The following is a 14,357-nucleotide window of genomic DNA, read 5'->3' as shown; positions in this document are numbered from 1 at the left end:
CGTGGGCGGTTGTGGTGTTATATGAAATTCACTCTGAATGATATTGCCGACTTATATTGCGGTGCAGGGCAGACTTTATATGGCGGTGAAGCCGTCAGCCAGTTAGCGCATGCTTTACAAAGCGCTCATTTTGCCGAGCAGGCCCATGCATCACCTTATTTGATCACCGCCGCGCTTCTGCACGATATTGGCCATATCCTCGCCGGCCAACAAAATGACGATGTGGATGCTGGTATTGACGATCGGCATGAATCGGTAGCGATTGCTGCGCTCAAGCCTTTATTTGGCCAGCGCGTGTTAGCACCGATTGCGCTGCATGTTGAAGCCAAGCGCTATTTAAGCGCCATTGATCCGGCCTATCACACCACCTTATCGCCTGCATCGCAAAAATCGCTGATTTTGCAAGGTGGTGTGATGAGCAAGGCTGAAGTTCAGCGTTTTGCTAGCAACCATTTTGCCGACGATGCCGTGTTTCTGCGCCGTTGCGATGATCAGGCCAAAATTCCCGATTTGCCGACCAAGCCTCTCGCCCATTATCTGGCCATCGCGGCTAGCGTTTGCCAAAGCGAGGTGGTGGCATGATGCGCGAACCAATACTTGCTGTGCCTGAGCTAGCTTTAAGCGGCATTAGCAAACAATTTGGCGCTTTCACTGCGCTTAAAAATATCGATCTTAGCGTTAACAAAGGTGAATTTGTCTGCCTGCTCGGCCCTTCGGGTTGCGGCAAAACCACGTTGCTGCGGATGATTGCCGGACTTGAGCGTTGCGAGCAGGGGCAGATCCTGCAAACTGGCCGCGATATTACGCGCGCTAGCCCTGCGCAGCGCGACTATGGCATTGTGTTTCAGTCGTACGCGCTGTTTCCCAATCTAAATATTCGCGACAACATTGCTTATGGCTTGAAAGGCCGACAGGAAGACAAACAACGCCGCGTTGACGAGTTGCTCGAATTAATCGGCCTGCCGGGGCTTGATCGCAAATATCCTGCGCAACTCTCCGGTGGCCAGCAGCAACGCGTCGCCTTGGCGCGTGCGCTGGCCACCTCGCCAAGCCTGTTATTGCTGGACGAGCCTTTATCTGCACTCGACGCCCAAGTGCGTGAACATCTGCGCTTTGAAATCAAAGCATTGCAGCAAAGGCTGAACGTGACGACCATTATGGTGACGCACGATCAAGACGAAGCGCTAACAATGGCCGATCGTATCGTCGTCATGAATCACGGCGTGATAGAGCAAATCGGTACGCCCGAGCAAATCTACCAGCAACCCGCCAGCCGCTTTGTCGCCGACTTTGTTGGCCATTGCAATTGGCTTAACGCCACCGCCAATGGCCCTCGTTCGGTCACTTTAGGTCAGGCCGAGCTACTCACTTCGCCGGAACAAAATTTACCCGTGGGCAAGCCGTGCGAATTATTTATCCGCCCCGAAGACATCGAGCTGCTACCAACGTGGGCGGCCGAATCGCACACCGCGCTGGGCAAACTGCTGCACCGCGAATTGATCGGCAGCATCTACCGACTGCGCGTCGCAGTGGCGCAGTGGGGTGGCGTTGAATTGCAAATCGTCGCTACGCATAGGGAAATGGCCAATTTGCGTATTGATGATGGCCAGTTGATTCCGGTGCGGATTCCCCCCGGGCGCTTGCGCAGCTTTACCAATGGAGCTGCGCTATGACTGCGGCAATTCTTTACGCAGTTCAGCAACGCGCACGCAGCGAAATTGTGGCCTGGGGCTTAGCAGGCCTGTGTGTACTGGCATTGGGGCTGATGCTGCTTGGCCCGCTGGTCGCAATCTTAAGCCAAGCCTTTATTGATCCGGCGACGCAGCAATGGGGCTGGCAGAGTATTGCCATCAGTTTAGCTGTGCCCGGTATGTGGCAAAGTACACTCAACAGCGTGCAACTCGCCTTGATGACGACGCTGATTGTATTGCCGCTGGCCTACCTATATGCCGCTGCCTTGTGCCGCACTGCGATGCCGGGCAAAGGGCTAATGCGGATGCTGGCCTTGTTGCCACTGCTCGCGCCATCCTTATTACCCGGTATTGCACTGGTGTATTTGTTTGGTAATCAGGGCATTTTGAAAGCTTGGTTTCCCAACGGCAGTATTTATGGCTTTTGGGGCATTGTGCTGGCGCAGGTGTTTTACACCTTTCCGCATGCCTTGATGATTTTGCTCACCGCTTTGCGAGTGGCCGATGCACGGCTGTATGAAGCGGCGTCGGTCTTGGGCGCGGGCAAAATCCGCCAATGGTTAACGGTGACCTTGCCTAGCGTGCGCTACGGCCTGCTCTCGGCTGCGGTGGTGGTGTTTACGCTGGTGGTGATTGATTTTGGCGCGGCCAAAGTAATCGGCGGGCAATTTAATGTGCTGGCGCTGGAAGCCTACAAGCAGGTAATTGGCCAGCAAAACTTTAGCCGTGGCGCGGTGATTGGCGTGCTGCTGTTGGTCCCCGCTCTGCTGTCATTTGTGCTCGACCATTTGGCACAACGCAAACAGCAGGCCATGCTCGGCGCGCGCGCACAGCCGTTAGTGGTGCAGCGCCAGCCGCTGCGCGATGGCATCGCCTTGCTGTTTTGCACCTTGGTGAGCGGTGCCTTGCTGGCGATTCTTGGGGTGGCGGTTGCTGCGGCATTTATCAAGCTGTGGCCGTATCAAATGCAATTCTCGCTGAATCACTTCAACTTTGACGACGTCGATGGCGGCGGCTGGGTGGCGTTTTATAACAGTTTGAAGATGTCATTTGCCACTGCGGTCTTTGGCACGATGTTGGTGTTTGTCGGCGCGTGGTTAAGCGAAAAAGTGGCGGCGGCTCAGCCGTGGCGACAGGCTTTGCATTTGTTGGCGATGTTACCGATGGCGGTGCCCGGTTTGGTTTTGGGCTTGGGCTATGTATTTTTCTTTAACCATCCGTCCAACCCACTGCACGGTGTGTACGGCACGCTGGCGATCTTGGTGCTGTGCTCGATTGCACACTTTTATACCACCGCGCATTTAACCGCCGTCACCGCGCTCAAGCAGCTAGATCGCGAGTTTGAGGCGGTGGCCGCTTCGCTCAAAGTACCGTTCTGGCTCACCGCTTGGCGCGTAACTTTGCCGGTGTGCTTGCCCGCAGTGCTCGATATTGCGCGCTATTTCTTTGTTGGCACGATGACGACGGTGTCGGCCGTGGTGTTTATTTATACCCCCGATACGATGCTGGCGTCGGTCTCGGTGCTGAATATGGACGACGCCGGGGATACCGCGGCGGCCGCAGCGATGGCCAGCTTAATTGTCGCCAGCTCAGCGCTTGCCTGTGCGCTCTTTGCGGTATTGAGCTGGCTATTGCAGCGTAATAGCCAGCGTTGGCGTAGTTGATACCCTACTGGGTATATGGTTGAGGTCAAATAAATATAGCTTTCAGATAGCAATACCCCTTATCAAGCGCAGCAATGCGCTTTTTAAGGAGTCAAAAATTCATCTAGATGTATGAGGTTGATATGTTACAAGCTCCACTATTACTAACGCCCGGCCCGCTGACGACGAGTCTGGCTACCCGCACCGCAATGCTGAAAGACTGGGGCTCGTGGGATGGTGATTTTAATGCGCTGACCGCCAGTGTTTGCGCTGATCTATTGGCGATTGCCAATGGTGGCGACAGCCATTGCTGCATTCCGTTGCAAGGCTCGGGCACCTTTGCCGTTGAAGCGGCGATTGGCACCTTGTTGCCCCGCGACGGGCATATGCTGGTATTGGCCAATGGCGCCTACGGCGAGCGCATGGCCAAAATTGTTAGCACGATGGGGCGAAAAGTCAGCGTATTGCGCTGGCCCGATGGCACGCCCGTCGACCCGATTGCCGTGCGCTCAGCGCTGAGCTCTGACGACAGCATCAGTCATGTCGGCGTGATTCATTGCGAAACGGCGACCGGTTTGCTAAACCCGCTCGATGCGATTGCGCAAGCTGTGGCTGCGCAGGGGCGGGCTTTGATTGTCGATGCGATGTCATCGTTTGGTGCGCTTGATATTGATCTGCAACGCCAGCCGATAGCTGCAGTGATTGCCGCTTCGGGCAAATGTCTGGAAGGCGTGCCGGGCATGGGTTTTGTCATCGCGCAGCGTGCAGCGATTGCGCTGGCCAAAGGCAATTCAAATTCGCTGGCGCTGGATTTGGCCGATCAATATGACTATCTGCAGCGCACCGGCCAATGGCGCTTCACGCCGCCAACGCATGTGGTCGCCGCCCTGCGCGCTGCGCTGGATCAGTACTTGGCCGAAGGCGGCCGCCCCGTACGCTTGGCGCGCTACCAAGCCAATGCCGAAGTGTTGATTACCCGCTTGCAGGCAGCTGGGTTGCGGCTGTTTTTACAGCCTGAGCTACAAGCGCCGATCATCATGACTTTCTATGCGCCAGCGCATCCGGACTACCGTTTTGCGACGTTTTATCAAGCGATGCGCGAACGCGGCTTTTTGCTGTATCCGGGCAAACTCACCGAAGTAGAAACCTTCCGTGTTGGCTGCATTGGCGCGATTGAGTCCGCCGCTTTAGAGCAAGCCGCACACGCGATTGTTGATGTGCTCAACCAGCACGGCTGGTTGTGATGAACTCTTTAAACAGGATAAATACCATGCAAATTAAGCCACAACATCCCCAAAAATGCGGCCCACTGGAGGCGGTGATTTTCGATTGGGCTGGTACCGTACTTGATTTTGGCTCGTTCGCGCCAACGCAAGTCTTGGTTCAGGCCTTTAGCCAGATTGGCGTAGAAATCAGCTTGGCCGAGGCGCGCGCGCCGATGGGGATGGCTAAATGGGATCACATCAAAGCGGTTGGGCAAATCCCGTCGGTGTCGGCGCGTTGGCAGGCCAAATTTGGCAGCACAATGAGCGATGCCGATGTTGATCGCATCTATGCGCTGTTTATGCCATTGCAGATCGAACAAGTAGGCCATTTTTCACAGCCGATTCGCGGTGCGATCGACACCATCGCGCAGCTTCGCGCGCAGGGCCTCAAAATCGGTAGCTGCACTGGCTACCCACGCGCGGTAATGGCGCAGTTGACGCCACTCGCCGCGCAAGCAGGTTTTAGCCCAGATCATATCGTCGCGGCCGACGATTTAGCGGCGGGCGCACGCCCCGGGCCATGGATGGCGCTGGCCAATGTGATTGAGCTGGGCATCGGCCAAGTGGCCGCTTGCGTTAAAGTAGATGACACCGTACCCGGCATTGCCGAAGGTTTGAACGCAGGCATGTGGACGGTCGGGCTGGCCATCAGCGGCAATGAAGTCGGGCTAACGCAAGATGAATGGGATGCGCTGGACGCCGAACAACAGGCGCAGCGCCGCAGTGTGGCGAATGAGAAACTCGCGCAAGCCGGTGCGCATTATGTGATTGATAGCATCGCTAATTTAATGCCGGTGATTGCCGATATCGGGGCACGCTTGGCACGTGGTGAACGACCATGAGTGTGTGCGACGAGTTTCAGCCGTACTGGATGGCGCAAGCACTGAAGCGGGAGCAAGACCACGCGCCGCTGAATCGAGCGCCACTGGCCGAATCAATTACCGCCGATGTGTGCATTGTTGGCGGCGGTTACACCGGGCTGTGGACCGCGATTCAGCTGAAACAGGCGCAGCCTGAGTTGGATGTTGTCATTCTGGAAAAAAACCTGTGCGGCAGCGGCGCGTCGGGGCGCAATGGCGGTTGTGTGCTGACCTTGGCACCGAAATACCTGACTTTACGGCGGCTATTTGGCGAGGCAGAAGCGGTGCGCATCGTCAAAGGGTCGGAAGCGGCGGTATTGGCGATGGCCGATTTTTGCCGAACGCATCAGCTCGATGCCGAGTTGGAACTCGATGGCGCGGTGTATACCGCAACGAATCAGGCCCAATTGGGCGCGATGGATGCCGTGCTTGCTGAGCTGGATGCGCAGCGCATCAATAGTTGGCGCAGCTTAGCAGCGGATGAACTCAAAGCCAAAACCGGTTCCAATGCGCATCTGGCGGGCGAGTTTTCGCCAATCGCTGGCAGTGTACAACCAGCGCTGCTGGTGCGCGGCTTAGCGCGGGTTGCCGAGCAGATGGGCGTACGGATTTATGAAAATACCCCAATGCTTGGCATAGATTATGGTCAGCCTGCGCTGCTGCGTACGCCTGCTGGTTCGGTGCGAGCCACCAAAGTCGTACTGGCGCTGAATGCGTGGATGGCCAGCCAGTTTCGCCAGTTTGCGCGCAGCATCGCGCTGGTGTCGTCCGATATGGTGATTACCGAGCCTTGCCCCGAACAATTGGCGCAACAGGGCTTAAACCACGGTGCGGCGGTGTGTGATTCGCGGATTTTTGTCCATTATTATCGCCGCACCCGCGATGGCCGCTTAATGCTGGGTAAGGGCGGCAATACCTTTGCCTTTGCCGGACGTATGCTGGCGAGTTTTGATCAAGCCAGCCAATACGTACCGATGTTACGGCAAGCCATCCGGCGCTTTTTCCCTCAACTGGCCGACGTGCCTATCGCCGCATCGTGGAGCGGAGCATCCGATCGCTCGGTGACAGGCTTACCATTTTTTGGCCAGCTGGATCAACAGCCCAATATCGTTTACGGCTTTGGTTATTCCGGCAATGGCGTCAGCACCTGCTATTTGGGCGGGCAGATTTTGGCCAGCATGGTGCGCGAGGAAGCCGAGGGCTGGCGCACGTGTGCCTTGGTCAGCGGGCCGTTGGGGCATTTCCCGCCTGAGCCGATCCGCTGGCTTGGCTCTATCATGGTACGCAACGCGATTCGCCGGAAAGAAAATGCGGAAGATGCCGAACGTTCGCCTCGCTGGTGGGATCAGTGGTTGGCGCGTTTTGCCGCAGCAGCGGGCAAATCTGATCACCATTAATTGATTTGGTATATCCACCTAGGCCAATATTTTTGATAGCTGGATGGATATACCCTTTTTAAATTTCTGGCTCAAGCACTAGTTGAATGGCATTAGCTGCAAAACGGGTAATGCCATATTCCAGAATTTGTCCTTCGCCATCTTGATAAACGCTTTCCACATATAAAATAGGCTGCGTTTTTGGCTGAGCCAATTGTGCTGCGACTTCAGGCCGTGGCAAGCGTGCCGTGATTCTCGACATTTTGCGTGACATTCCAACAATCCCTGATGCGCGCAGCGCTTCAGACATCACGCCATACTGTTCAAGTAGTTCGGCAAAATGTACAAAACGTGGCAACGGCAAAAATTCGGTAGTGACCCCCACAACCTGCCCTTCGGCATAATCGTGTGCGTCGATCCGCAGCACCTCGCTCCCTAGCGGAATCGCCAGCATTTTGCAGACTTCCTCGCTAGCTATTTCAAAGGCATGTTTGAGGATTTTGGTCTGCCCAACCAAACTTTGTGCAGCCAAACTATGCGAGAAGCGAGCACGATGCCCCATTCGGTACGCAATCAAATCTTCCTGCACAAAGGTGCCGCGGCCTTGCTCAATACGCACTAAGCCCAGTAACTCAAGCTCTTGCAACGCTCGCCGCACCGTATGGCGATTAACCATAAATCGCTCTGCAAGCAAGGGCTCGATCGGTAGCTGCCCTGTTAACTGCTTTCGCGCAATTTCATCCGAAAGTACAGTACTAATTTGTTGCCATTTGGCGGGATTCTTTTTCATTCCATGTCTATCACTGTCAGATTCCGAAATTATACGCACGACTCAATGACAACTCAGTGATTTTGCTTAGTAATTGGCTGCTCGGATGACAAATATCGCGCTAACCGCATTAGCGCTGTTTTGATTGTTGTAATGACTAAAGTATGTCAGAGGAGGATGTCTCAAACAAAAAAGCACTTAGCGTCTCCGCTAAGTGCTTTTGAATGGTGGGCCCACACGGACTTGAACCGTGGACCAAAGGATTATGAGTCCTCTGCTCTAACCAACTGAGCTATGGGCCCGTAATCTGTATCGAATCTGGCCTAAGCAAATTCGAAAGAGGCGCTATTTTACTGCTCACTGGCCGCATTTTCAATGAAAGATTTCAATCTTTCTGAACGCGTTGGGTGACGCAGCTTACGCAGTGCCTTGGCTTCAATCTGACGAATACGCTCACGCGTCACATCAAACTGCTTACCAACCTCTTCCAGCGTGTGATCGGTGCTCATATCAATACCGAAACGCATACGCAGTACTTTAGCTTCGCGTGGCGTTAGTGTGTCGAGCACTTCCTTAGTGGCTTCACGTAGACCCGCATATACGGCCGCATCTGCTGGCGCCATATTATTCTGGTCTTCGATAAAATCACCGAGGTGCGAATCATCATCATCGCCAATCGGTGTTTCCATCGAAATCGGTTCTTTGGCGATTTTCAAAATCTTGCGGATTTTGTCTTCCGGCATTTCCATGCGTTCAGCCAATTCTTCCGGCGTCGCTTCCAAACCAGTTTCTTGCAGGATTTGTCGTTGGATACGGTTCATTTTGTTGATCGTTTCGATCATATGCACCGGGATACGAATCGTGCGCGCTTGGTCGGCAATCGAGCGGGTAATCGCCTGACGGATCCACCAAGTGGCATAAGTTGAAAACTTATAGCCACGACGATATTCGAATTTATCCACTGCTTTCATCAAGCCGATATTGCCTTCCTGAATCAAATCAAGGAATTGCAAACCGCGGTTGGTGTATTTTTTGGCAATCGAAATCACGAGACGCAAGTTAGCCTCGATCATCTCACGTTTCGCACGGCGCGCTTTCGCTTCACCGGTACTCATTTGACGCGAAATTTCTTTCAATTCTTTAATACTGATGCGCGAATCGTCTTGCAGCTCGTTCAACTTTTGCTGCTTTTCCATGATCGCGTGTTTGTAGCGATACATCACGCCGGAATAGCTATGCTCGGCAGCAATTTCTTCTGGCACCCAAGTCAGATCAGTTTCACGACCAGGGAACACTTTGATAAAGTGCTCACGCGGCATACCCACGCGGCGAGTACACAAGTCCATGATCTGGCGCTCATGGGTTCGAATATCATCGACCATGCCACGCATCACATCACACAAAGACTCTACTTGACGCGCAGAGAAGCGAATTGTTTGGAATTCCGCTGCAATTGCTTGTTGGTATTCTTGGTATTTCGGACTATTGGTGCCGTCTTTATCCAGAGCTGCCAGCATCTTGGTGTACAGATCACGCACACGCTCGAAACACTCGCGCGCTTGCGTTTTCAGTAACTCAAGATTGGCACTGGCGGCAGCAGCACCACCGTCGTCTTCATCTTCGTCTTCGTCGCCATCCGATTCATCAGCAATTGCGTCTGGATCGGGTAGATCTGGCTCTTGCTCTTCTTCCTCGACGGCGTTCGGATCGATAAATCCATCAATCACATCATCGATGCGGATTTCGTCGTTCAAGCCCTGATCGACCAAGTCGATAATTTGACCAATTGTAGTCGGGCACGCAGAAATGGCGGTAATCATGTGACGCAAGCCATCTTCAATGCGTTTGGCGATTTCAATCTCGCCCTCGCGCGTCAACAGCTCAACGGTGCCCATTTCACGCATATACATGCGGACCGGGTCAGTTGTGCGGCCAAACTCAGCATCAACCGATGACAGCGCAGCTTCGGCTTCTTCAGCGGCATCTTCGTCGGCGACGGCGGCTGGCGCGTCAGACATCAGCAAGTCTTCGGCATCTGGCGCTTCATCGTAGACCTGAATGCCCATATTCGAAATCATGCTGATAATGCCTTCGATTTGCTCGGCATCCAACATGTCTTCAGGGAGGTGGTCGTTGATTTCTGCGTACGTGAGGTAGCCGCGCTCTTTACCGAGCACAATCAGCGTTTTGAACTTGGCCTTACGCGCCTCAGGATCCAGCTTTTCTGGCTCTGATTTGCCGCTCAATTCAGGGTTTTCTTTGTCGTATTTTTTATCTGCTGCCATGACTCTACTTGGTGTGTCTAGCAAAACCGAAAATTATACCAGAACTAGGGCACTCTTGTCCCGAAGGTCTGATCCGTTTGGCAAAAAAATTGCCGATTTTAAGCAAAACATAAACTATTTACGCAGCAACAAAGCCAGATACTCTTCGCGCTCGTCATCGGTCAAACCGCCATTTGCATCCCGATATTCCAACTGGGCTTTGCGATCCAGTGTAGAACTTCGATCCTGAGTCTGCGCAGCAGTTTGTAGGGTTTCTTGTAACTCTTCGTGCAGCTCGGCCTCTTCAAACCGATCAAACATCCCTTGTGACTCGGCCTGCACCTGCAGCAAGCGCTCGTACAAAGGCTCATCACGCCAATGCTCAAGCAAAGCAGGGGCAGAAACATCCGGATGCGCACGTGCATACTGTAATACCATACGCACTCCACCAATAAATCCTTGCTGCCCCCACCCCAACTCCAAGGGCTCACACGCCTGCAGCAAAGCAGGCCGAAACAGCACCAGCTGCAAAACCCTTAATAGCGGATCTTGCCGCGGCCGCGGTGGCAAGGGCACTCGCTGCGGCTCGTCATTACGCCAGCGCTTACCTTGGCCACCACTCTTCGGCTGCCACTGCTTAGTTTGAAACTGCCGCTTAGGACGAGCATAGGCAACTTCTGCGCCACCAGCATACCCAGAAAACTCGAAAGATGCCCCGCTCTCGTATTGCCCTGCTGAGTAATTACTACTTGACTTACCAGCAGATACCCCACTTAGAAGCAGACTCATTTCATCCATCGTCAACTGACACAATTCAGCCAGACGCTTACTTAGCATTAATTTCAAAATGGGGGCAAGACTCAGTTGTTCAAGATAAGGCTGCGTCAAACGCAATAATTTTGCCCGCCCCTCTTCCATCGTTAAATCAACTTGAGCCGACAACTCTTTAAGCAGGTACTGCGACAAAGGTAAGGCATCTTGCGCAATCAATTGCTCAAATTGCGCCTTACCAAATTGCTGCACATACGAGTCAGGATCATGCTCGGCCGGCAAAAATAAAAAGCGCAACTCTTTACCATCACGCACTTCGGGCATGCTGTTTTCCAGCGCCCGCCATGCAGCGCGGCGCCCAGCTTTATCACCATCAAAGCCAAACACCACTTCGTCGGCCAATTTGAGCAACTTGCGAATGTGCTCGGGGTACAAGCCGTCCCCAAAGAGGCCACCGCATATTCGACGCCGTGCTGATGCAACATCACCACATCCATATACCCTTCGGCAACCAGCACGCGACCGTGATCGCGAATGGCCGCACGCGCTTGTGGCAGTCCGTACAGCTCGCGACCCTTTTCAAAAACAGGGGTTTCGGGTGAATTGAGATATTTCGGCTCGCCCTGCCCCATTACACGACCACCAAAGCCGATAATCTGGCTGCGCTGATTCATAATTGGGAACATCACCCGATCACGAAAACGATCGTAACGACGCTTGGACTCCTCCTTATCAATCACCAAGCCCGCATCGGCCAAGACTTTATTCCAGTCGTAATCAGGAAATGCACTCTTCAGCGGCTGCCAATCATCGCCACCCGGCGCAAAACCCAGACCAAAACGTGCTGCAGTTTTACCCGTCACCCCGCGTTTTTTGAAATATTCAATCGCCTGTGGCGCGGTCTTTAATTGAGCACGATAAAAATCAAACGCCGTTTTAAGCACATCGTAGATGCCGGGTGCTTTTTTTTGCTCTTCGGTTTGTGGCTTATCTTCCACCGGCACCTGCATGCCGACTGATTCAGCCAACTGGCGCACGGCATCGGGAAAACTCAGCGCCTGATGCTCCATCACAAAACTCAAGGCGGAGCCGTGTGCGCCGCAACCAAAGCAATGGTAAAACTGCTTGGTCTGGCTAACAGTAAATGACGGGGATTTTTCTTTATGGAACGGACAGCAGGCCATGTAATTCTGGCCCGCCTTTTTGAGCGGCAAATAGCGTTCAACCACGTCGATAATATCAACGCGGTTGAGCAAATCCTGAATGAAATCCTCTGGGATGCGTGCCATCTATCTAATCCGGAATCGCAACGAAACCCACTTTAACGCCATCTTTAAAACCGCAACGACGATAAAAATCCAAGACTCCGGCGGTTCGCGCACTGGTTGACAGCATCACTTTATAACATGAGCGCCGCCAAGCTTCAGACAAAGCCGCTTGCAAGACGGCACGTCCATACCCTTGACCACGGTAAGCAACTAAAGTCACCACATTTTCAATCAAGCCGTACGAGCGCGCACCCCTACTCAAATTTGGTACAAGAACTAACGTGCAGGTCGCAACCAAAACGCCATCAAGCTCTTTTACCAACACCAATGCAGTCGCAAGCAGTTGCCGCCAAATACTCTCAACCTGCATGGGCTCCAGAATTGGATCTTCTGGATTCAGTTCAAGCATGAGGCGCAAGAAGGCTGGCAAATCTTCCAACTGAGCAACACGAACAGACATACTCAGGCCAAACGCGCTTTAATTAGTTTACTCACTTCAGCCATATCGGCACGACCAGCCAGTTTAGGCTTTAGATCGGCCATGATTTTGCCCATGCTTGAGGTAGCGTTGCCATGCGTCGCAATCGCTTCGTCCAAAAATGCGGTAATTTCTGCAGCCGAAAACTGCTGCGGCATATAGCCCATCAACACTTCAAGCTCTGCCTTTTCTTTATCAGCCAAATCTTGACGCTGAGCAGCTTCAAATTGCGAAATACTGTCTTTGCGCTGCTTGATCATTTTTTCAACAATCGCGGCAACATCGGTATCACTTAGCTCAATGCGCTCATCCACTTCACGCTGCTTCATCGCCGCTAACAATAAACGAATAGTACCCAAACGCTCTGCCTGCTTTTCTTTCATTGCTGTTTTCATATCAGCGGTAATTCGCGCTTTCAAGCTCATTTTTGACTCCAATCTAGCGAACATCAGTGATGTGCAACATTAGCAAACACAAGGGACATAAACAACAAAAGGTCGCACATGGCGACCTTTTGCTTATTGCTGCAAACTTTTACTAAGGATGAGCTTAGTAGAGTTTAGCTGGCAATTGCTGGCTACGCAGACGTTTGTGTTGACGCTTAACAGCAGCAGCCAATTTACGTTTACGTTCAGCAGTTGGCTTCTCGTAGAACTCGCGAGCACGAAGTTCGGTGAGCAGGCCAGTTTTTTCAACAGAACGCTTGAAGCGGCGCATTGCTACTTCGAATGGTTCGTTTTCTTTAACGCGAACTGAAGGCATTAATCGAGTCCTGTAATAAAAAGCTATAGCCAAAAACGGCTAGAGAAACTAGTAAAGGGTGGCATTATCCCCAATTTCTCCACACTTGTCAAAGCCAGAAAAACATCTTGTGCTTTATTGTTGCGCCCACGCCAGCTACCATATTGTTTTTGTGGCTTCTTTAGGTTGGCAACACATGTTGGTTTTGGGGATTGAATCATCTTGCGATGAAACAGGGGTCGCATTATACGACACTGAGCTCGGTTTACTAGCACACCAATTACACACCCAGATCGCCATGCATAGTGAGTACGGCGGCGTCGTCCCCGAGCTTGCCTCGCGCGACCATATTCGTCGCGTGCTCCCACTGACCACAGCATGCCTAACAGAAGCGCAGCGCCAACTATCTGATATCGATGCAATTGCCTACACTGCCGGCCCCGGCCTAGCTGGCGCTCTATTAGTTGGCGCTTCGGTTGCCAATGCCATGGCATTTGCCCTGAATAAACCGACCATTGCGGTTCATCATCTAGAGGGGCATTTGCTTTCCCCTTGCCTTGCCGATCCTGCACCACAATTTCCATTTGTGGCGCTACTGGTTTCAGGCGGCCACACCCAACTCATGGCAGTTCACGGCGTTGGCCACTATGAATTACTTGGCGAAACAGTCGATGATGCGGCAGGCGAAGCATTCGACAAATCAGCCAAACTATTGGGTTTGGGATACCCTGGTGGGCCTGCCTTATCTAAATTGGCTGATACGGGCGATGCGACTCGATTCACGTTACCGCGACCCATGCTGCACTCTGGCTCACTGGATATGAGCTTCTCAGGACTTAAAACCGCCGTACTCAATTTAGTTACCCAGCAAAGCAAAGAAGCCCCGCTTGACGACGCCACCCGCGCCGACATTTGCGCTGCTTTTCAAGAAGCCATCGTTGAAGTATTGGTCAAAAAATCACTGGCGGCACTCAAGCAAACTGGTATGCAACGCCTAGTCATCGCTGGTGGTGTAGGCGCCAATCGCCAATTGCGCGCTGCGCTGAACGACGCCGCGAAGAAACGAAAACTGGAAGTCTTTTACCCCCCCATGGCCTTGTGCACCGACAATGGCGCAATGATTGCCTACGCTGGGGCGCAGCGCCTGAAATTTCAGCAAAGCGCGGGCTCATTTGCTATCCAGCCACGCTGGGACCTAGCCAGCTTGGAACGCACTTAACATCACCTAGGT

Annotated in this window: 13 protein-coding genes, 1 tRNA gene and 1 pseudogene; 7 read left to right on the top strand and 8 right to left on the bottom strand. The window is 53.0% G+C overall.

Annotation, left to right across the window (positions count from 1 at the left end):
• Nucleotides 1-21: 21 nt before the first annotated feature.
• From HZU75_RS14215 to HZU75_RS14190, 6 genes are all read left to right on the top strand, one after another.
• Nucleotides 22-582 (top strand): HD domain-containing protein, encoded by a 561-nt coding sequence (locus tag HZU75_RS14215; protein ID WP_180306664.1) that lies wholly within the window; start codon nucleotides 22-24, stop codon nucleotides 580-582.
• Nucleotides 579-1,673, top strand: a complete 1,095-nt coding sequence (locus tag HZU75_RS14210) for a putative 2-aminoethylphosphonate ABC transporter ATP-binding protein (RefSeq protein WP_180306663.1) — start codon at nucleotides 579-581, stop codon at nucleotides 1,671-1,673. Before HZU75_RS14215 ends, HZU75_RS14210 begins: the two co-directional genes overlap by 4 nt.
• Entirely contained in the window at nucleotides 1,670-3,355 is a 1,686-nt protein-coding gene (locus HZU75_RS14205; protein WP_180306662.1) for a putative 2-aminoethylphosphonate ABC transporter permease subunit, read from the top strand. Before HZU75_RS14210 ends, HZU75_RS14205 begins: the two co-directional genes overlap by 4 nt.
• A gap of 122 nt (nucleotides 3,356-3,477) precedes the next feature.
• A complete protein-coding gene (locus tag HZU75_RS14200) occupies nucleotides 3,478-4,578 on the top strand; it encodes a 2-aminoethylphosphonate--pyruvate transaminase (protein ID WP_180306661.1) in 1,101 nt (366 codons plus the stop codon).
• 26 nt (nucleotides 4,579-4,604) lie between these two features.
• Entirely contained in the window at nucleotides 4,605-5,441 is an 837-nt protein-coding gene (phnX, locus tag HZU75_RS14195) for a phosphonoacetaldehyde hydrolase (protein ID WP_180306660.1), read from the top strand.
• The gene (locus HZU75_RS14190; protein WP_228028081.1) at nucleotides 5,438-6,856 is read left to right on the top strand and encodes an FAD-dependent oxidoreductase; all 1,419 of its coding nucleotides are present in this window, start codon (nucleotides 5,438-5,440) and stop codon (nucleotides 6,854-6,856) included. The genes phnX and HZU75_RS14190 overlap by 4 nt, the downstream gene beginning before the upstream one ends.
• A gap of 58 nt (nucleotides 6,857-6,914) precedes the next feature.
• On the opposite strand, the gene phnF is transcribed toward HZU75_RS14190, so the two are convergent.
• The 8 genes and pseudogenes from phnF to rpsU form a co-directional block, all read right to left on the bottom strand.
• Nucleotides 6,915-7,625 carry a phosphonate metabolism transcriptional regulator PhnF gene (gene phnF, locus HZU75_RS14185; protein WP_180306659.1) on the bottom strand — a complete coding sequence of 237 codons (711 nt, stop codon included), beginning with the start codon at nucleotides 7,623-7,625 and terminating at the stop codon, nucleotides 6,915-6,917.
• A gap of 204 nt (nucleotides 7,626-7,829) precedes the next feature.
• Nucleotides 7,830-7,906: transfer RNA gene (locus HZU75_RS14180), tRNA-Ile, on the bottom strand.
• Between the two features lie 48 nt (nucleotides 7,907-7,954).
• A complete protein-coding gene (gene rpoD, locus HZU75_RS14175; RefSeq protein ID WP_157670871.1) occupies nucleotides 7,955-9,889 on the bottom strand; it encodes an RNA polymerase sigma factor RpoD in 1,935 nt (644 codons plus the stop codon).
• A gap of 114 nt (nucleotides 9,890-10,003) precedes the next feature.
• Nucleotides 10,004-10,963 (bottom strand): DNA primase, encoded by a 960-nt coding sequence (dnaG, locus tag HZU75_RS17485; RefSeq protein WP_228028080.1) that lies wholly within the window; start codon nucleotides 10,961-10,963, stop codon nucleotides 10,004-10,006.
• A 146-nt stretch (nucleotides 10,964-11,109) separates the two neighbouring features.
• Nucleotides 11,110-11,928: pseudogene (dnaG, locus tag HZU75_RS14170) on the bottom strand (DNA primase); the annotation flags it as partial.
• Nucleotides 11,929-11,932: 4 nt separating this feature from the next.
• Entirely contained in the window at nucleotides 11,933-12,367 is a 435-nt protein-coding gene (locus HZU75_RS14165) for a GNAT family N-acetyltransferase (protein WP_180306658.1), read from the bottom strand.
• Between the two features lie 2 nt (nucleotides 12,368-12,369).
• A complete protein-coding gene (locus HZU75_RS14160) occupies nucleotides 12,370-12,810 on the bottom strand; it encodes a GatB/YqeY domain-containing protein (protein WP_180306657.1) in 441 nt (146 codons plus the stop codon).
• A gap of 124 nt (nucleotides 12,811-12,934) precedes the next feature.
• Complete coding sequence (gene rpsU, locus HZU75_RS14155; protein WP_157670867.1) at nucleotides 12,935-13,147, bottom strand: 30S ribosomal protein S21; 213 nt, start codon at nucleotides 13,145-13,147, stop codon at nucleotides 12,935-12,937.
• Nucleotides 13,148-13,322: 175 nt separating this feature from the next.
• Between rpsU and tsaD the strand changes: the two genes are divergently transcribed.
• Nucleotides 13,323-14,345: a tRNA (adenosine(37)-N6)-threonylcarbamoyltransferase complex transferase subunit TsaD gene (gene tsaD, locus HZU75_RS14150; RefSeq protein WP_180306656.1), complete on the top strand. Its 1,023-nt coding sequence runs from the start codon at nucleotides 13,323-13,325 to the stop codon at nucleotides 14,343-14,345.
• Nucleotides 14,346-14,357: the final 12 nt, after the last annotated feature.

The organism is Chitinibacter fontanus (genome assembly GCF_013423785.1).
Classification (GTDB): Bacteria; Pseudomonadota; Gammaproteobacteria; order Burkholderiales; family Chitinibacteraceae; genus Chitinibacter; species Chitinibacter fontanus.
The sequence above is the reverse complement of the archived record's forward strand: the minus strand, read 5'-3'. Positions and strand labels throughout refer to the sequence as shown.

Excerpts from the sequence above, each read along its gene's own strand:
- HZU75_RS14215 (WP_180306664.1), top strand. The coding sequence starts at position 22 with ATGAAATTCACTCTGAATGATATTGCCGACTTATATTGCGGTGCAGGG.
- HZU75_RS14210 (WP_180306663.1), top strand. The coding sequence starts at position 579 with ATGATGCGCGAACCAATACTTGCTGTGCCTGAGCTAGCTTTAAGCGGC.
- HZU75_RS14205 (WP_180306662.1), top strand. The coding sequence starts at position 1,670 with ATGACTGCGGCAATTCTTTACGCAGTTCAGCAACGCGCACGCAGCGAA.
- HZU75_RS14200 (WP_180306661.1), top strand. The coding sequence starts at position 3,478 with ATGTTACAAGCTCCACTATTACTAACGCCCGGCCCGCTGACGACGAGT.
- phnX (WP_180306660.1), top strand. The coding sequence starts at position 4,605 with ATGCAAATTAAGCCACAACATCCCCAAAAATGCGGCCCACTGGAGGCG.
- HZU75_RS14190 (WP_228028081.1), top strand. The coding sequence starts at position 5,438 with ATGAGTGTGTGCGACGAGTTTCAGCCGTACTGGATGGCGCAAGCACTG.
- phnF (WP_180306659.1), bottom strand. The coding sequence starts at position 7,625 with ATGAAAAAGAATCCCGCCAAATGGCAACAAATTAGTACTGTACTTTCG.
- rpoD (WP_157670871.1), bottom strand. The coding sequence starts at position 9,889 with ATGGCAGCAGATAAAAAATACGACAAAGAAAACCCTGAATTGAGCGGC.
- dnaG (WP_228028080.1), bottom strand. The coding sequence starts at position 10,963 with ATGCCCGAAGTGCGTGATGGTAAAGAGTTGCGCTTTTTATTTTTGCCG.
- HZU75_RS14165 (WP_180306658.1), bottom strand. The coding sequence starts at position 12,367 with ATGTCTGTTCGTGTTGCTCAGTTGGAAGATTTGCCAGCCTTCTTGCGC.
- HZU75_RS14160 (WP_180306657.1), bottom strand. The coding sequence starts at position 12,810 with ATGAGCTTGAAAGCGCGAATTACCGCTGATATGAAAACAGCAATGAAA.
- rpsU (WP_157670867.1), bottom strand. The coding sequence starts at position 13,147 with ATGCCTTCAGTTCGCGTTAAAGAAAACGAACCATTCGAAGTAGCAATG.
- tsaD (WP_180306656.1), top strand. The coding sequence starts at position 13,323 with ATGTTGGTTTTGGGGATTGAATCATCTTGCGATGAAACAGGGGTCGCA.